This window comes from Bradyrhizobium oligotrophicum S58 (assembly GCF_000344805.1).
GTDB classification, from domain to species: Bacteria; Pseudomonadota; Alphaproteobacteria; order Rhizobiales; family Xanthobacteraceae; genus Bradyrhizobium; species Bradyrhizobium oligotrophicum.
The window spans coordinates 6,934,279-6,952,083 of the sequence record NC_020453.1 but is presented as its reverse complement, the minus strand read 5'-3'; the positions used below and the strand labels follow the sequence as shown (position 1 = coordinate 6,952,083).

Annotated in this window: 17 protein-coding genes; 13 read left to right on the top strand and 4 right to left on the bottom strand. The window is 65.4% G+C overall.

Features of this window, described 5'->3' with window-relative positions:
* The first annotated feature begins 43 nt into the window (after positions 1-43).
* The 5 genes from S58_RS30070 to S58_RS30050 all read left to right on the top strand — a co-directional run bounded on the left by S58_RS30070 (position 44) and on the right by S58_RS30050 (position 4,576).
* Positions 44-346, top strand: a complete 303-nt coding sequence (locus S58_RS30070; RefSeq protein WP_042340313.1) for a helix-turn-helix domain-containing protein — start codon at positions 44-46, stop codon at positions 344-346.
* Positions 347-441: 95 nt separating this feature from the next.
* Entirely contained in the window at positions 442-2,208 is a 1,767-nt protein-coding gene (locus S58_RS30065; protein WP_042341024.1) for a SulP family inorganic anion transporter, read from the top strand.
* Between the two features lie 58 nt (positions 2,209-2,266).
* Positions 2,267-3,109, top strand: coding sequence for a shikimate dehydrogenase (locus S58_RS30060; RefSeq protein WP_042341023.1), 843 nt, complete (start codon positions 2,267-2,269; stop codon positions 3,107-3,109).
* A gap of 172 nt (positions 3,110-3,281) precedes the next feature.
* Positions 3,282-3,842 (top strand): hypothetical protein, encoded by a 561-nt coding sequence (locus tag S58_RS30055; protein ID WP_015669196.1) that lies wholly within the window; start codon positions 3,282-3,284, stop codon positions 3,840-3,842.
* Between the two features lie 113 nt (positions 3,843-3,955).
* Positions 3,956-4,576 carry a single stranded DNA-binding domain-containing protein gene (locus S58_RS30050; protein ID WP_015669195.1) on the top strand — a complete coding sequence of 207 codons (621 nt, stop codon included), beginning with the start codon at positions 3,956-3,958 and terminating at the stop codon, positions 4,574-4,576.
* A 237-nt stretch (positions 4,577-4,813) separates the two neighbouring features.
* Here S58_RS30050 and S58_RS30045 read toward each other — a convergent pair whose 3' ends face one another.
* Complete coding sequence (locus S58_RS30045; RefSeq protein ID WP_015669194.1) at positions 4,814-5,950, bottom strand: alpha-hydroxy acid oxidase; 1,137 nt, start codon at positions 5,948-5,950, stop codon at positions 4,814-4,816.
* Positions 5,951-6,380: 430 nt separating this feature from the next.
* On the opposite strand from S58_RS30045, the gene glmM reads away from it, so the two are divergent.
* The gene (gene glmM / locus S58_RS30040; protein WP_015669193.1) at positions 6,381-7,733 is read left to right on the top strand and encodes a phosphoglucosamine mutase; all 1,353 of its coding nucleotides are present in this window, start codon (positions 6,381-6,383) and stop codon (positions 7,731-7,733) included.
* Between the two features lie 342 nt (positions 7,734-8,075).
* On the opposite strand, the gene S58_RS39225 is transcribed toward glmM, so the two are convergent.
* Complete coding sequence (locus S58_RS39225) at positions 8,076-8,216, bottom strand: hypothetical protein (protein ID WP_244440665.1); 141 nt, start codon at positions 8,214-8,216, stop codon at positions 8,076-8,078.
* Here S58_RS39225 and S58_RS30035 point away from each other — a divergent pair.
* The 3 genes from S58_RS30035 (at position 8,206) to S58_RS30025 (ending at position 10,558) form a co-directional block, all read left to right on the top strand.
* Positions 8,206-8,976: an outer membrane protein gene (locus S58_RS30035; protein WP_042341022.1), complete on the top strand. Its 771-nt coding sequence runs from the start codon at positions 8,206-8,208 to the stop codon at positions 8,974-8,976. The genes S58_RS39225 and S58_RS30035 overlap by 11 nt on opposite strands.
* A 188-nt stretch (positions 8,977-9,164) precedes the next feature.
* Positions 9,165-9,992 carry an outer membrane protein gene (locus tag S58_RS30030; RefSeq protein ID WP_015669191.1) on the top strand — a complete coding sequence of 276 codons (828 nt, stop codon included), beginning with the start codon at positions 9,165-9,167 and terminating at the stop codon, positions 9,990-9,992.
* Positions 9,993-10,102: 110 nt separating this feature from the next.
* A complete protein-coding gene (locus tag S58_RS30025; RefSeq protein ID WP_015669190.1) occupies positions 10,103-10,558 on the top strand; it encodes a GNAT family N-acetyltransferase in 456 nt (151 codons plus the stop codon).
* Here S58_RS30025 and S58_RS30020 read toward each other — a convergent pair whose 3' ends face one another.
* A complete protein-coding gene (locus S58_RS30020; protein ID WP_015669189.1) occupies positions 10,559-11,410 on the bottom strand; it encodes an amidohydrolase family protein in 852 nt (283 codons plus the stop codon).
* A complete protein-coding gene (locus S58_RS30015) occupies positions 11,407-12,393 on the bottom strand; it encodes an aldo/keto reductase (RefSeq protein WP_015669188.1) in 987 nt (328 codons plus the stop codon). The genes S58_RS30020 and S58_RS30015 overlap by 4 nt, the downstream gene beginning before the upstream one ends.
* A 112-nt stretch (positions 12,394-12,505) precedes the next feature.
* Between S58_RS30015 and S58_RS30010 the strand changes: the two genes are divergently transcribed.
* The 4 genes from S58_RS30010 to S58_RS29995 all read left to right on the top strand — a co-directional run bounded on the left by S58_RS30010 (position 12,506) and on the right by S58_RS29995 (position 17,751).
* Entirely contained in the window at positions 12,506-12,796 is a 291-nt protein-coding gene (locus S58_RS30010; RefSeq protein ID WP_042341021.1) for a hypothetical protein, read from the top strand.
* Positions 12,797-12,937: 141 nt separating this feature from the next.
* A complete protein-coding gene (locus S58_RS30005) occupies positions 12,938-14,110 on the top strand; it encodes a phosphoserine transaminase (RefSeq protein ID WP_015669186.1) in 1,173 nt (390 codons plus the stop codon).
* Between the two features lie 175 nt (positions 14,111-14,285).
* Positions 14,286-15,875, top strand: coding sequence for a phosphoglycerate dehydrogenase (gene serA / locus S58_RS30000; protein ID WP_015669185.1), 1,590 nt, complete (start codon positions 14,286-14,288; stop codon positions 15,873-15,875).
* 205 nt (positions 15,876-16,080) lie between these two features.
* Entirely contained in the window at positions 16,081-17,751 is a 1,671-nt protein-coding gene (locus S58_RS29995) for a mucoidy inhibitor MuiA family protein (protein WP_042340312.1), read from the top strand.
* The last annotated feature ends 54 nt before the right edge of the window (positions 17,752-17,805 follow it).

Sequence of the window (17,805 nt, the reverse complement as noted above, 5' to 3'; positions counted from 1 at the left end):
TTGTCTCAGACATCAATTATGGTGTGTGTTACGTGAGGCCATCGTGATCACGTCGTTCCAGATGCGGGCAGCGCGTGCGCTGCTCGGGATAGATCAGAAAACCTTGGCCGAGCTGGCCGGCGTGTCATTGCCGACGATCCAGCGGATGGAAGCCTCGACAGGCAACGTCCGCGGCGTCGTGGACTCGCTGACCAAGGTCGTCGATGCGCTCAATCGTGCGGGCGTGGATCTGATCGGTGAGCATACCCGCAGCGAAGCTGGCGGGCGCGGTGTTCGCTTGAAGGAGCCCGGTCCGCCCCGCCGTATGGGCCGTCAAACTGACACTGCGCGCGATGGCGCGGCTTGAGGCTCATCGCGCGGCACGGGGCACCTGAACGCTCCGTGTGAGACGCGTCGTCGGCTGCATGGGCGGCCCGATGATGCGACGGGAGCGTGATGGGCATGAGCATCGCAAGCGACAACGGCACGCGGGGGCGGGTCGGACATCATGAGCCGACCTTTGCCGAGCTGTATTCCCCGAAACTGCTGACGGTGTTCCGCGAAGGCTACAGCCTCGGCGACTTGCGCGCCGATGCGCTCGCAGGCCTCACCGTCGCCATCGTCGCGCTGCCGCTGTCGATGGCGATTGCCATCGCCTCCGGCGTCTCGCCCGGGCGCGGCCTCTACACCGCGGTCATCGGCGGCTTCCTGATCTCGCTGCTCGGCGGCAGCCGCTTCCAGATCGGCGGTCCGGCGGGCGCCTTCATCGTGCTGGTTGCCGCGACTGTCGACCGGCAAGGCGTCGACGGCCTGTTGCTGGCGACGATGATGTCCGGCGTGCTGCTGGTGATCGCCGGCTATCTGCGGCTCGGCACCTACATCAAGTTCATCCCCTATCCGGTCACGGTCGGCTTCACCGCGGGCATCGCGGTCATCATCTTCGCGAGCCAGCTGAAGGACCTGTTCGGCATCACGCTTGCGGCCAAGGAGCCGGGCGAGCTGATCCCGAAGCTGACGGCGCTCGCGCACGGCGCGCCGACAGCGAACCTGTCAGCCGTCGCGCTGGCCGCGCTGTCGATCGTGATCATCGTCGGCCTCAAGCGCCTGCGTCCGACCTGGCCCGGCATCCTGATCGCGGTCGTGGTCGCCGCCGTCTTCACCTTCGCGCTGCAGCTGCCGGTCGAAACCATCGGCACGAAGTTCGGCGGCATCCCGCGCGAGCTGCCGGCGCCGGCGCTGCCGGTGATGTCGCTCGCCAAGATCCAGGCGGTGTTTCCCGATGCCATCGCCTTCGCGCTGCTGGGGGCGATCGAGTCGCTCCTCTCGGCCGTCGTCGCCGACGGCATGACCGGCCGCCGCCATCGCTCCAATTGCGAACTGGTGGCGCAGGGTTTTGCCAATGTCGGCTCGGCGCTGTTCGGCGGCATCTGCGTCACCGGCACCATCGCCCGCACCGCGACCAACGTCCGCGCCGGCGCGCGCGGGCCCGTATCCGGCATGCTGCATTCGGTGTTCCTGCTGGTCTTCATGCTGATCGCAGCGCCCTTGGCGAGCTACATCCCGCTGGCGGCGCTGGCGGCGGTGCTGGTCGTCGTCGCCTGGAACATGGCAGAGAGGCATGAATTCGCGACCCTGATCCGCTCATCCTGGGGCGATGCCACGGTGCTGCTCGCCACCTTCGGGCTGACGATCTTCCGCGATCTCACCGAGGGCATCCTGGTCGGCTTCGCGCTCGGCGCCGTGCTCTTCATCAACCGCATGGCGCAGATGACCGGCGTCGAGGACGGCACACCGCTGGTGGCGAAGGACCGTGCCGACTTCGAGGACGGCGCGCGCGTGCCGTATAATCCGAAGCTCAGCGCCGACAAGGACGTGCTGGTCTATCGCATCACCGGCGCGTTCTTCTTCGGCGCAGCATCCACCGTCGGCACCGTGCTCGACTCCATCGCCGACCGCCGCAAGGCCTTCGTGGTCGATTTCGCCGCGGTGCCGTTCCTGGATTCGACCGCGGCCAACGCCATGAGCCGGGTCGCGGCCAAGGCCCGGCGCCAGGGCATTCGCCTGTTCATCACTGGCGCATCGCCCACGGTGCGCCGGGCGTTGTTGACCCATGGCGTGCGGCCGCCCTCGGCGCGCTTCCGCGAGACCATCGAGCGCGCGGTGGCCGACATCAAGGGCAAGGAGACGCCGCAGGAGGACATCTCCGCCGACGGGCTGGCGGCGAGCTGAGCCTAGGGTCAACGGTCGGGCATTGACTCAGGGCCCGACCTTGTCCGATGTCACGGCCATGACCCTTGCCGCCAAAGCCCCCGCTGCGTGCCTGATCGGCTGGCCGGCCGCGCATTCGCGCTCGCCGCTGATCCATCATCATTGGCTGCACGAACTGGGGATTGCCGGCGGCTACACCATCGAGGCCGTACCGCCGGAGGAACTGGCGGATTTCGTCACCCGTCTCGACCGGCGCGGCTTCATCGGCGCCAACGTCACGATCCCGCACAAGGAGCGTGTGCTGGAGCTCGCCGAGCCGGACGCGCGCGCCCGCGCGGTCGGCGCCGCCAACACGCTGTGGTACGAGCGCGGCAGCTTGCGCGCGACCAACACCGATGTCGAAGGCTTCATCGACAATCTCGACGCCGCCGCGCCAGGCTGGGACCGTACCGACGAGGCCCTGGTGCTGGGCTCCGGAGGCTCCGCCCGTGCGGTGGTGTTCGGCCTGCTCGAGCGTGGCGTCGACCGCGTCCGTGTCATCAACCGCACCGCCGCGCGCGCGCAAGCGCTGGCTGATCAGTTCGGCAGCCGCGTCGTTGCTGAAGGCTGGGACCGGGTTCCGGCGCTGCTGCCGCAGGCGGGCCTGTTCGTGAACACCACCTCGCTCGGCATGCACGGCCAGCCGCCGCTCGTGCTCGACATCGAGCTGCTGCCGCACTGGGCCGTGGTCGCCGACATCGTCTACGTGCCGTTGGAGACGCAACTGCTCGGTGCGGCACGGGCGAGGGGGCTGCGCACGGCGGACGGGCTTGGCATGCTCCTGCATCAGGCGGTGCGCGGCTTCGAATTGTGGTTCGGCCGGCGTCCTCAGGTGACGCCCGAGCTGCGTGCATTGGTCGAGGCCGATCTCACAAAGGCTTGAGCGCGGAATAAGCGCTGCAATCCGGCGTCTCACTCCTCGTGTGTTCGCGAGCCACCAACCGGAAGGCGCACGCACCTGTTACTACGGCAAGCCCCGGAGCCCCCCGCCAATGTCTGCTCGTCTCGCCTTGATCCGCCCGGCCGCTGCACTCGCCATGGTTGTGGTGACCTCCATGCTTGCGATTGCCCAGCAGGCCCCCGTGCCGACGCGCGTCCGCGGCACCATCGAAAGCGTCGACGGAGATATGCTGACGGTGAAGTCCCGCAGCGGCGAGGCCTTCAAGCTGCACATGGCCAGCGACCTGCGCGTGGTCGGCGTCGTCAAGGCGCAGTTGTCCGACATCAAGCTCGGCTCGTTCATCGGCGCCACCACGGTGCCAGGACCGGACGGCGCGCCCAAGGCGGTGGAAATTCACATCTTCCCCGAGGACATGCGGGGCACGGGCGAGGGCTCACGGCCCTACGATCTGAAGCCGAATTCGAGCATGACCAACGCCACCGTCTCCGAAAGCTCGGTGTCGACCGACGGTCACACGCTGCTGATCAAATACAAGGGCGGCGAGAAGAGGGTAGACATCTCGCCCGAGACTCCCATCGTCACCTTCGTGCCCGGCGAGACATCCGAGCTGAAGGCCGGCGCCAAGGTGATCGCCTTCATCAAGCCGTTGCCGGACGGCTCATTCGAGACCAGCCGCGTCAGCGTCGGCCGCGATGGCGTGACGCCGCCGATGTAACAAGCTGCGGCTCAGTTGCGTATCATCGTGAGTCCCGCGCCGCAGAAGAATGGCTTGCTGTGGCGGATCTGCGGGACCGCAGGTCGTCCCCAGCGCCCCGAATAGGAGTGGTCATGTTGAAACTTTTGTCTTTGAAGTCAGCCCTTGCGGTGCTTGCGCTAGGCTTGGCCTCCACGCTTGCGCTCGCCCAGCAGGCGCCCACGACGGTGCGTATTCGCGGCCAGATCGAGGCGGTCGACGGTCCGGTGCTCACCATCAAGACGCGCGAGGGCAGCGATGTGAAGGTCCGCATGACCGACAACGTTGCGGTGTTCGGTGTCGTCAAGACCTCGCTCGTCGAGATCAAGGAGGGGTCCTACATCGGCGTGACCGGCACGCCGCAGCCGGATGGTACTCAGAAGGCCATCGCCGTGCATATCTTCCCGGAGAATCAGCGTGGCGCTGCGGAAGGTTTTCGGCCCTGGGATCTCCGGCCGAATTCCACCATGACCAATGCGACTGTCGCGCAGACGGTCAAGGGCACCGACGGACAGAACATCCTCGTCAAGTACAAGGACGGTGAGAAGAAGGTCGTGGTGTCGCCGGACACGCCGATCGTCACCTTCGTTGCCGGCGACAAGTCGGAAGTGAAGCCCGGTACGCAGATCATCATCTTCGGCGCTACCAAGAAGGACGACATGCTGGAAGCCAACCGCGTCAATGTCGGCCGCGACGGTGTCACGCCGCCGATGTGACGGCGGGGCGCGGTCCCCGCGTGGCCAGCCAATGCTACTGTGTCGGGACGGGCTGAGCAGTCACGTTATGAGCGTCATTCCGGGGCAATCGTCAATGCGCAGGCGCGAAGCGGCTGCGCGGTGACGATTGAACCCGGAATCTCGGGCTTATTCAGAAGAGACGCACAACAATATCGAGATTCCGGGTTCAAGGCCTGCGGCCTTGCCCCGGAATGACGGTCGTCGTCGCGACAGGAACTAATCCGCCAGCACCTTGCGATCGATCTCCGCCACCGTGTTGACGCCGCACAGGCCCATCGTCGTCAGCAGCTCGTTGCGGATGATGTCGATGGCCTTGGCGACGCCGGCCTGGCCGCCGGCGCCGAGGCCGTAGGCATAGGCGCGGCCGAGCATGCAGGATTTGGCGCCGAGCGCGAGCGCGCGCATCACGTCCTGGCCGGAGCGGATGCCGCCGTCGAACATGATCTCGATCTTGTCGCCGACCGCCTCTGCAATGCCGGGCAGGACGTGGATCGACGACGGTGCGCCGTCGAGCTGGCGGCCGCCATGGTTGGAGACCACCAGCGCCTGTGCCCCGGTCGCGGCCGCGAGCTTGGCGTCCTCGATGTCATGGATGCCCTTGATGATCAGCTTGCCCGGCCAGATCGAACGGATCCAGTCGACGTCCTTCCAGTTCAGCGAGGTGTCGAATTGCGCCGCGGTCCAGGCCGAGAGCTTGGTGAGATCCTCGGTGTTGTTCACGTGGCCGGCGATGTTGCCGAAGGTGCGGCGCTTGCCCTGCAGCACGCCCTGCACCCAGGCCGGCCTGATGGCGAAGTCGAGCAGCTTCGACAACGACCATTCCGGCGGCACGCTCATGCCGTTCTTGATGTCCTGATGGCGCTGGCCGATCACCTGGAGGTCCACGGTCAGGCATAGCGCGCTGCACTTCGCAGCGATGGCGCGCTCGACCAGGGCCTTGATGAAGCCGCGGTCTTTCATGACGTAGAGCTGGAACCAGAACGGCTTTTCGACGCTGCCGGCGATGTCCTCGATCGAGCAGATCGACATCGTGCTCTGCGTGAAAGGGATGCCCGCGGCCTGCGCGGCGCGGCAGGCGTGAATCTCGCCGTCGCCATGCTGCATGCCCAAGAGGCCGACCGGCGCCAGGATCAGCGGCATCGACGAGGGTTCGCCGAGGATCGTCGTCGACAGGTCGCGCTTGGAGACGTCGACCAGGATGCGCTGGCGGAATTTGATCTTCTGCAGGTCGTCACGGTTGGCGCGCAGCGTCTCCTCGGCATAGGAGCCGCGATCGGCGTAGTCGAAGAAGGCCTTGGGCACGCGGCGCTTGTGCAGCAGGCGGAGGTCTTCAATGCAGGTGATGTGCTTCATCGCAGTCTTCGGCTCCCCACCGACGTCTCGTTTCTTGGACTGGGCAGTTCTTGGCTGAGCAGTCATCTAGCATCTTTGCAGCGCCTGCCAAATCCAACTTGGGAACCGTACGGCGTCTGGCCAGGGCTCGCAGACTGCGAGCGCTCCGCAAGACGACCTGCGGCGCCGCGGGGGCGAGGAAACCTCCAAGCAGTCATCTGGGCACGGCACCGCTCGGGCGCGCGGCTGCTTTGGAACGCCAAGTCGAATGAAAAATTAGCGTTAACAATGGCTTACAATGGTGATGGCGGTTTCGTGGTAATGATTCATCACATTTTTTGAAGCCATCTTAGCTTTAAGGCGATTATAACCCGCGGGCTGACCGGGGGGGCCGCTGCCGTGATTCGCGCCCGCCGGTTAAGGAAATCCAGAAGCCGTTGCTGGGGGTCATATGAGCCGTAACTATTTCGGGACCGATGGGATTCGTGGCCGCGCCAATGGCCTGATCACGCCGGAACTCGCGCTCAAGGTCGGGCAGGCCGCCGGACTTCTGTTTCAGCGCGGCGAGCATCGCCACCGCGTCGTGATCGGCAAGGATACGCGTCTCTCCGGCTACATGATCGAATATGCGATGGTGGCCGGCTTCACGTCCGTCGGCATGGACGTGCTGCTGGTTGGCCCGATGCCGACGCCGGCGGTCGCGATGCTGACCAAGTCGATGCGCGCCGATCTCGGTGTCATGATCTCGGCCTCGCACAATCTGTTCGAGGACAACGGCATCAAGCTGTTCGGCCCGCAGGGCTTCAAGCTGTCCGACGACGTCGAGAAGCAGATCGAGCAGTTGCTCGATGAATCTCTCGACAAGAAGCTGGCGCAGAGCGCGAGCCTTGGCCGCGCCCGCCGCATCGACGGCGTGCACGACCGCTACATCGAATTCGCCAAGCGCACCCTCCCGCGCGATCTCTCGCTCGACGGCCTGCGTGTCGTGGTCGATTGCGCCAATGGCGCTGCCTACAAGGTGGTGCCGGAGGCGCTATGGGAGCTCGGCGCCGACGTCATTTCGATCGGCGTCGAACCCGACGGCTTCAACATCAACAAGGAGTGCGGCTCGACCTCGCCGGAGGCGCTTTGTCGGAAAGTTCGTGAAATGCGCGCCGATATCGGCATCGCGCTCGACGGCGATGCCGATCGCGTCATTCTGGTCGACGAGCGCGGCCACATCGTCGACGGCGACCAGCTGCTCGCGGTGATCGCGCAGAGCTGGAAGGAAGACGGCCGCCTGGCGCGGCCCGGCATCGTCGCCACCGTGATGTCCAATCTCGGGCTGGAGCGCTTCCTGGAAGGGCAGGGGCTCGAGCTGGTGCGCACGCCGGTCGGTGACCGCTACGTGCTCGAGCGCATGCTGGCCGACGGCTACAATCTCGGCGGCGAGCAGTCCGGTCACATCATCCTGTCGGACTACGCGACGACGGGCGACGGCTTTGTTGCTGCGTTGCAGGTGCTGGCGACCGTGCAGCGGCTGCGCCGTCCGGTCTCCGAAGTCTGCCACAAGTTCGACCCGCTGCCGCAGATCCTCAAGAACGTGCGCTATCGCAGCGGCAAGCCGCTCGACGCCGACGAGGTGAAGTCGGCGATCGATACCGGCCAGAAGCGCCTCAACGGTCATGGTCGTCTGCTGGTGCGCTCCTCCGGGACCGAGCCCGTGATCCGCGTCATGGGCGAGGGCGACGACCGCAACCTCGTCGAGGAGGTCGTCGATGAGATCGTTGCTGCGGTCGGCAATGCGGCTGCTGCCGCCGCCTGATCCTCACCATCATCTTTCGTTTGCGGCCTGTCATCGTCGGATGGCAGGCCGTTTTGCTTGCTGCTTGTCCCATCGGGCGCAGGCGAAAGTCATCAGGGTGTATCCGATCGCGTCGTGCGGGATGTCGCGGAACGGGTCGGCGTTCGAAGAGGCACGCGCTTTCGTAAGGGCGGCGGCGACACGAACTAATCAGTTATCGTGGACTGCATCCTCTGCCCGCGTTGCTAACCATTTGTTAGGAGGAGTTGCTCGAGCGTTAAGCGGTTCCGGTTGCTCAGGAAATATCAACCTTAATTATTAGGGTTAAGTGGCGCTTAAGCATTTGGTGCGATTGTAGGGTCGTCAGTTGTGATGTGGGGCCAGGTTCTCGATTGCCTCACCGGCCAAAGGGACGAAGCCAATGCGTAGCGTTAAGTCTTTGATCGCCGCCGGAGCGGCCTCTCTGTTTTCAACTTTGGCCTTTGCGGCCGACATGCCCATCATGCCGCCTCCGGTCTACGCGCCGCCGCCGGCGGCTGATTTCGGTGGCTGGTATCTGCGCGGCGACATCGGTTTCAGCAATCAAAAGGTCAAGGACGTCCATTACACGCGCGAGTCGGCCTATACGCCGATGACGTCGTTCAATCAGACCTCCGGGTTCGACGCCGCAGGCATTTACGGCGTCGGCGTCGGCTATCGCTTCAACAGCTGGTTCCGAGCCGACATCACCGGCCAGTATCGCGGCAATTCGAACTTCAAGGGAACCGACCGCTTCAACGCGACGGCGGGCGGCGTGCCCTATAGCGGCATCGACAACTACACCGCCAGCAAATCCGAATGGCTGGTGCTCGCCAACGCCTATGTCGATCTCGGCACCTGGTGGTGTGTGACGCCGTTCATCGGCGCGGGCGTCGGCGGCTCACGGGTCACGATCTCGAACTTCACCGACACGGGCATCAACAACCTGCCGTTCACGACCACGAGCTTCGCGACGGCGCCGACTTCGTCGAAGTGGAATTTCGCCTGGGCGGCGCACGCCGGTCTCGCCTACAACGTCAATCCCAATCTCGTGCTCGAGCTTGCCTACAGCTATGTCGATCTGGGGCAGGGTCAGACCGGCGTGCTGTCGACCTACACCGGCACGACCACCGGCAACTTCTTCAAGTTCAAGGACATCACCTCGCACGATCTGAAGCTCGGCGTGCGCTGGAATTTCGACCAGCCTCCGCCGCCTCCGATGCCGCCCTTGATCCGCAAGGGCTGAGCCGAGCGATCCCCATCACTGCAGACGAACGAGCGGCGCGGGCCTCCCGCGCCGTTTCGCGTTTCTGGTCCGACGAATTCGCGCGTCTTTCGGAAAGAATTTCGGCGCAGACGGCTGCGACAACGAATGATTAAGGTTAACGCGCGATGATCGGGACAGAGAGTTCAAGTGCTGATTGGAGCGTTGCAATGCGTAGCCTGGTGGTGGCGGTTTCGGTGTTCGGCATGGTCTCGGCTGCCCACGCCGCCGATTTGCCCGACCTGCCGATCCTAAGAGGTGGGCTGACCGAAGGTCTCAACAACTCGCGGGTCAACTGGGACGGCTACTACGTCGGTGTGCAGGGCGGCTACGGATCGTCCGACGAGAATTTCAATGGCTCGACCAGCACGATGACCGCGGCGCTGCTCGCGAACACGCTGATCGAGAGCCAGATGCAGGTCTCGTCCTGGAACAGCAATCTCGGCAAGCAATCGTCCCGTTCGTCGGGCTTCGGCGGCTTCGTCGGCTACAACAGCCAGTGGGACGACGTGGTGATCGGCCTCGAGGCGAGCTACCTGCATGGCAAGTATGGCGGCATCGCTTCGTCGAGCCGTTCGCTCGCCAGCAGCGCCCCGCTGTCCGACGGAAACTACCACAGCGTGACCTCGAGCCAATCGTCGCAGATATCGATCAAGGATTTCGCGACCCTTCGCGGCCGCGCCGGCTATGCCCTTGGCTGCTTCCTGCCGTACGGATTCTTCGGTCTCGCGCTCGGCAATGCCGATATCGGTCAGACCGTGACGGTGCAGGATAGCGTCAGCACGACCCAGCTCGGCGCCTACACGCCGCTCATGCCGCTCAGCGCCAACAACATTCAGCACAATCACTTGATCTATGGCTACAGTGCTGGTCTCGGCGTCGACGTCAATCTGGTCGGTGGCCTGTTTGCGCGCGCAGAGTATGAGTACGTTCGCTTCACGTCGACCGTCGACACCAGCATCAACACGGTGCGTGCGGGCGTCGGCTATAAGTTCTGAGCTTGGCGTGCAGCGAGCGCGATCTTGAACTGGTCGCGTCCTGGCCCAATCGGGCGCAGGCGCGGCGCAGGTGACCCGCTGCGCCCGGCGACAGGACGATGAGTAAGCTCATGACCATTGCCATCCGTTCCGCGCGGCGCGAGGACGTCGCCGCCATCGTCGCGATGCTCGCCGACGATCACCTCGGTCGGGCGCGGGAGCGCGTCGAGGAGCCGTTGCCGGAATCCTATTACGCGGCGTTCGAGGCGATCTCGCGCGATGCGAACATCACATTGGTCGTCGCAGAGGAGGCGCGCCGGGTTGTCGGCTCGCTGCAATTGTGCATCCTGCCCGGTCTGAGCTCGCGGGGCGCGTCACGGGCGCTGGTCGAGGACGTTCGCGTCGCGACCGACCGCCGCAGCCGTGGCATCGGCGAGCAGCTCCTGCACTGGGCGATCGGCGAAGCGCGCAGCAGGTCCTGCAATCTGATCGAGCTGATGACGCATCAGAGCCGCACCGATGCGCAGCGCTTCTATGAGCGGCTCGGCTTCGCCAAGAGTCATTTCGGCATGGTGATGCGGTTCTGATCAGCGTGGCAGACGATAGGCGGCGATTGCGTTCCGACCGAACGCCTTGTCGCGGATCTCAGGGCCGAGCTGCGCCAGGCACTGTTCCAGCGCTCGCTTGATTTCGCCATAGCCGCCCGCGAGCAGGCAGACCGGCCAGTCCGAGCCGAAGATCAACCGGTCCTCGCCGAAGCAACGCGCCACGTGCGCCACATAGGGCTGCAGCCGTTCGGCATCCCATTCGGTCCAGACCGCCTCCGTCGCCAGCCCCGAGACCTTGCACCAGACGTTGTCGCAGGCCGCAAGCTCCGCGATGCGGTCGGCCCAGGCCTGGTCGAACCCGGTTGCGATCGGCGGCTTGGCGGCATGGTCGAGCACGAAGCGCGCCTTTGGAAAAGCGCGCACCGTTGCGATCGCGGCCGGCAGTTCGCGGGTGCGCACCAGGAGATCGTAAGTCAAATCGTGCGCGAACACGCTGTCGAGACCGCGCCTGACGTCGCCGCGAGAGAGCCAGGCCGGATCGGCCTCGTCATGGACCTGATGCCGGATGCCGACGAGCTTCTCGCCGCCCGGCAGGCCGCGCAGCCGATCAATCGTGTCGCCGACGGCAGGATCTATGAGGTCGACCCAGCCGACGACGCCGGCGATGAATGGCGTGGCGTGAGCGATACGCAGGAATTCCTCGGTTTCTTCGAGCGACGACCGGGTCTGCACCAGGATGCTGGCGTCGAGACCGTTCTCCCGGAGCAGGGGAGCCAGGTCGGCGGGACCATACGGACGGCGGATCGGCGCCAGCGCGTCGCCGGCCATCCACGGATAATCGGCACGACCAGGATCCCAGAAATGCTGATGCGCATCGATGACGCGGCTCATGCCGCGTCTCCCGGCAGCGGCGCGCGTGGATCGATCAGGTTGCTGGCGCGCAGGTCGCGCCAGAAGGCCGCCGGGATCGATGCGTGTGCCATCGCGATGTTGTCGGCGGCCTCCTCGGCGGTGCGGGCGCCCTGCAGGCCGACGGTCACTGCGGGATGGGCGAGGCAGAATTGGATCGCGGCCGCCTTGAGCTCGGTGCCGTGCTGCTTGCAGAGGGCATCAAGCTCGCGTGCGCGGGCCACCAGCGCGGCATCGGCGTCCTCGTAGTTGAACTTCGCCTGGCCGTGAGGATTGGCCAGGATGCCGCTGTTGTAGATGCCGCCGAGAATGATGGCGATGGTCTGCTTTTGGCAGATTGGGAACAGCGCCGTCAGCGCGCCCTGGTCGAGCAGCGTGTAGCGGCCGGCCAGCAGGAAACAGTCGACCGGAACGGCTTGCGCAAAGCGCGTCAGCATCTCCGACTGGTTCATGCCGGCGCCGATCGCCTTGATGCTGCCGTCGTCGCGCAGCCGCTGCAGCGCGCGGAAGGCGCCGGCGACGGCGTCGTCATAGTGATCGTCGGGATCGTGCACGAGCAGGACGTCGATCCGATCCAGCCCGAGCCGGACGAGGCTCTCCTCGACCGAGCGCATCACGCCGTCATAGGAATAATCGAACCGCGGCCGCAGCGGCGGCGCGCCCTTGTAGTGCGGATCTTCCCCCGAGGCCGTCGGGTCGGGCCGCAGCAGCCGTCCGACCTTGGTCGAGATCACATAGCTGTCGCGCGGCTGCCGGCGCAGAAAGGCGCCGAGCCGCTGCTCGGCGAGACCGAAACCATAGAGCGGCGCGGTGTCGTAGAAGCGCACTCCATGCGACCACGCCGCCGCGATCGTGGCCTCCGCGTCGGCATCGCTGACCGGCTCGAACAGCCCGCCAAGCGGCGCCGTGCCGAGGCCGAGGCGGGTGATGTCGAGTGAGGTCCTCCCGAGACGGACGCGTTCCATTCTTCTATCCTTGTTGTTCGGCGCGTGCAGATCGCGCCATTGTGCATGAGCAGACCAGACGGCACAACGCCGCAGCGTTGTGCGGCACGGCAACGATGAGGATGGGGCGATGATGTCGGAGATCAATCCACTGACGGCGCTCGGCGTCGTGCTGGCGACCGCGGCAACCGACGCGGTCTATGTCATGTTCACCTCGGCCGTCATCGCGCGGCGGCGATTGTCCGCTGCGTCCTGGAGCTCGGTCTGGTACATGCTCTCGTCATTCGCTGTCATCAGCTACACCGAGAACTGGATCTATGTCGGGTTCGCCGCCATCGGCTCCTGGATCGGCGCCTACGCATCGATGACGTTCCTGCACCGTCCGCCCGCGGGGCAGGCGCCGATCGGATCAGCGCCGGAGTAGCGTTGCTTGTATGCCAGCACGACTGCGTGAACACGCACGCGTGGCTTCGCGAAGTTCCTTGACGAGGAACGACCCTTCCCGTAATCACGCCGGCGGGACACCTCCCCCCAACGGGAGGCTTACTATCTGGAAGGATAGACGATGACTGCAGCGAAGCCTTCGCAGCGGCCTGTTGTGCCGCATTTCTCCTCCGGCCCCTGCGCCAAGCGCCCCGGATGGACCTCCGAAAATCTCAAGGACGCTCCTCTCGGCCGCTCGCACCGCGCGAAGATCGGCAAGGCCAAGCTCAAGCAGGCCATCGAGCTGACGCGCGACGTGCTCGAAGTGCCGGCCGACTACAAGATCGGCATCGTGCCGGCGTCCGACACCGGCGCCGTCGAGATGGCGCTGTGGTCGCTGCTCGGCGCGCGGCCCGTCACCACCATCGCCTGGGAGTCCTTCGGCGAAGGCTGGGTCAGCGACATCGTCAAGGAGCTCAAGCTCAAGGACGTCACCAAGCTGCACGCCGGCTATGGCGAAATTCCGGATCTGTCCAAGGTCGATCAGGCGAGCGACGTCGTCTTCACCTGGAACGGCACCACGTCAGGTGTGCGCGTGCCGAATGCGGACTGGATCAGCGCGAGCCGCGAAGGCCTGACGATCTGCGACGCCACCTCGGCGGCGTTTGCACAAGCGCTCGATTGGCCGAAGCTCGACGTCGTCACCTTCTCCTGGCAGAAGGCGCTCGGGGGCGAAGCCGCGCACGGCATGCTCATCCTGTCGCCGCGCGCGGTGGAGCGGCTCGAGACCTACAAGCCGGCCTGGCCGCTGCCAAAAATCTTCCGCCTCACCAAGGGCGGCAAGCTCAATGCCGGCATCTTCGAGGGTGAGACCATCAACACGCCGTCGATGCTGTGCGTCGAGGACTATCTGGATGCGCTGAACTGGGGCAAGTCGATCGGTGGCCTCAAGGCGCTGATCGCGCGCGCCGACGCCAACACCAAGGTGCTGGCGGACTGGAAGGCGAAGACGCCCTGGATCGACTTCCTCGCGCAGGATCCCGCAATCCGCTCCAACACCTCGGTGTGTCTCAAGGTGGTCGATCCCGCGATCACCTCGCTCTCGGCCGATGCCCAGGCGGAGTTCGCCAAGAAGCTGGTGTCGCTGGTCGAGAAGGAGAACGCCGGCTTCGACTTCGCACATTATCGCGATGCACCGGCCGGCCTGCGCATCTGGTGTGGCGCGACCGTGGAAGCCAGCGACGTCGCGCTGCTGACGCAGTGGATCGACTGGGCTTTTGCCCAAGCCAAAGCCGCGCTGCCCAAGGCAGCCTGAGGCGGATCCGGTTTCGTCGGGTGGGCAAAGGCGCGACGCGCCCACCATCTATGTCACCCGACGTGAAAGAACGGTGGGCACGCTTCGCTTTGCCCACCCTACGGTCTGAACTGCTTTCCCCATTCCGGCGCCAAGCGCCGCCCCTCCTTGATGGAGGGCGTGAAGGACCATCGTCATGACCAAACCCAAAGTTCTCATCTCCGATGCGCTGTCGCCCGCTGCCGTGCAGATCTTCAAGGATCGCGGCATCGAAGTCGATTTCCAGCCCAATCTCGGCAAGGACAAGGACAAGCTCGCCGACATCATCGGCGACTATGACGGCCTTGCGATCCGCTCGGCGACCAAGGCCACCGCCAAGATCATCGAGCGCGCCAAGCGGCTCAAGGTGATCGGCCGCGCCGGCATCGGCGTCGACAATGTCGAGATTCCCGCGGCGACCGCCAAGGGCATCATCGTGATGAACACGCCGTTCGGCAATTCGATCACGACCGCCGAGCATGCGATCACGATGATGCTGTCGCTGGCGCGCGAGATCCCGCAGGCCGACGCCTCGACGCAGGCCGGCAAGTGGGAGAAGAACCGCTTCATGGGCGTCGAGATCACCGGCAAGACGCTGGGCGTGATCGGCTGCGGCAATATCGGCTCGATCGTCTGTGACCGCGCGCAGGGCCTGCGCATGAAGGTGATCGGCTTCGATCCGTTCCTCACCGAGGAGCGCGCGCTCGATCTCGGCGTCGAGAAGGTCGAGCTCGACGAGCTCCTGAAGCGAGCCGACTTCATCACGCTGCACACGCCGCTGACCGACAAGACCCGCAACATCATCGATGCCGCGGCGATCGCCAAGATGAAGCAGGGCGTGCGCATCATCAATTGCGCGCGCGGCGGCCTGATCGACGAGCAGGCGCTGCTCGAGGCCCTCGACAGCAAGCATGTCGCTGGCGCCGCGCTCGACGTGTTCGCCGAGGAGCCCGCCACCAGCAACGCGCTGTTCGGCCATGCCAACGTGATCTGCACGCCGCATCTCGGCGCCTCCACGACGGAAGCGCAGGAGAACGTCGCGCTGCAGATCGCCGAGCAGATGTCGGACTATCTTCTCACCGGCGCGATCTCGAACGCGATCAACTTCCCGTCGATCACCGCCGAGGAAGCCCCCAAGCTGAAGCCGTTCATCGCGCTCGCCGAGAAGCTCGGCTCGTTCGCGGGCCAGCTCACCGAGAGCAGCATCACCAAGATCCAGATCACCTATGAGGGCCAGGTCGCCGAGATGAAGACCCGGGCGCTGACCTCGGCGGTGCTGGCCGGCCTGCTGCGGCCGATGCTGGGCGAGGTCAACGTCGTCTCGGCACCGGTCATTGCCAAGGAACGCGGCATGGTGGTCGATGAGGTGCTGCGCGCCGGCGAAAGCGACTATGAGAGCCTGATCACGGTCGCGGTCACCACCGAGCATCAGGACCGCGCCGTGTCGGGCACGGTGTACGCCGACGGCAAGCCGCGCCTGGTCGACATCAAGGGCATCCGTGTCGATGCCGAGTTCGGCAAGTCGATGATCTACGTGACCAACGAGGACAAGCCGGGCTTCATCGGCAAGTTCGCGAGCCTCCTGGGCGACGCCAAGATCAACATCGCCACCTTCCATCTCGGCCGCGTGGCGCCGGGCAGCGACGCGATCGCGCTGGTCGAGGTCGACGGCGCGGTGCCGGCCGAGCTGCTCGCCAAGATCCAGGCATTGCCGCAGGTCAAGCAGGCCAAGGCGCTGGCGTTCTGATTGCGCAGGCCGTATCGGCCGAACCAAAAAAAGGCAGCGCGGCGTTCCGGCCGCGCTGCCTTTTTGCATTCTCGACTGCATTCGAATGATCGCCTTTCCCCTAGGCTTCAATTGAACCGGGCTATCTCTCGTCGCGTCTAACGCCGGGCAAGGGACCGGCTGGTCCGGTCCTGCGGGTGCTGGGAGTGCGGAGAGAGCGATGACGATGCGAAAAATGTGTCTGGCCACCACGGGGCTCGTTCTAGGCGCGGCCCTGACGGCAGCCCCCGGCCATGCTGCGAACCTGGATGCGAGCTCGACCGTCGATGCCGTCACCGTCTATCCGGACGGCGCAACCGTGACCCGCGTCATCTCGCTCGATCTTCCCGCCGGCGATACGACGGCGATCGCCAAGGACTTTCCGCTCGGGCTCGATGCCTCCTCCCTGCGCGTCGAAGGCGAGGCTGGTGCCAAGCTCATGATCGGCACCGTCGACGCCAAGCCGCCGCGCGCAGCACCGCCGGTCAATCTGCCCGACATCGACAAGCGCATCGAGACCTTGAAGGACGAGCGCGCCAATCTGGATGGCGCGATCGCCGCCGCGTTGGCGCGAAAGAAATTTGCCGAGCGTTTTGCCGAGGCAGCGCCGGCCGGGCTCGGCGAGAAGGGCGAAGCCCGTCCCATCACGGAGTGGCGGAGCGCCTTCGCCGCCGTCGCCGAGGAGGTTGCACAGACCGATGCTGCGATCCGCGACGCCGAGCGCAAGCAGCGCGACATCGATCGCGAGATCGCGCGCGTGCAGGCTGATCGCGCGACCAAGCCGCCGAGCAAGATGGAAGTCCAGATCGAATTGTCGGCGGCGGCCGCGACCAAAGCGACGCTGCGGGTGACCTACGCGGTGCGCAGCGCCCGCTGGGTGCCGCTCTACGATGCACGTCTCGATACCTCGGCGAAGGATCGCAAGCCGGCTATGGAGCTGGTGCGCCGCGCCGAGATCCAGCAGTCCACCGGCGAGGACTGGTCCGACGTCGCGCTCTCGGTCTCGACGGTGCGAACCGGACGCGGCGGCAGCGCGCCCGAACTCAAGACCGTGATCGCGCAATATCCGCCGCCGCCACCCCCGGCGCCGAAGCCGGCGACCGTCAGCGTGCCAAGGGGCATGTTTGCGGAGCGTACACAGGAGTTCCACTTCGGAGGAGGGACCTCTTTCGGAGATATCGCGGAGAAGGCCGAGGAGCAGCAAACGGTCGCGGAGATCAGCGCCTTCCAGACCGCCTTCCGTCTGCCCGGACGCGTCAGCGTTGCCGCCAATGACGGTGCCAAAAGTTTGCGTATTTCGACCGCGACGATCGCGCCCGAACTGATCATTCGGGCGGCGCCGGTCGCCGATCCCACCGCCTATCTTGAAGCAAGCTTCACGCAAGCCGATGACGCGCCGCTGTTGCCAGGCAAGGTGTCGATCTATCGCGACGGCATGTTCGTCGGCACGTCGAAGTTGGCAACCGCCGGCAAGGACGAAGCCGTTCGGCTCGGCTTCGGCGCCGACGACAAGGTCAAGGTCGAGCGCATCGTCGTCAAGCGCAACGAAGGCTCCGCCGGCCTGATCGTGACGACGGCGAAGATCGACGAGCGCGCGTTCAAGACCACGGTCCGCAACGCGCACGACTTCCCCGTCAAGGTGGCGATCCAGGATCAATTGCCGGTCAGCGAGAACGAGGAGATCGTGGTCGAGATGCTGCCCGCGACCACGCCGCCGACCTCGACCAACGTGCGCGATCGGCGCGGTGTGACGGAGTGGGTCGTCGATGCCAAGCCCGGTGAGACGAAGGACATCTCGTTCGCGTGGCGCGTCCGCTGGCCAAAGGACAAGGCGATCGTGATGAGCCCGTCCGGCTAGTCCTGCTGCTTCAGCCGTCGTCATTTTGGCGGCCGGCCGTCAAGGCGAACCTGC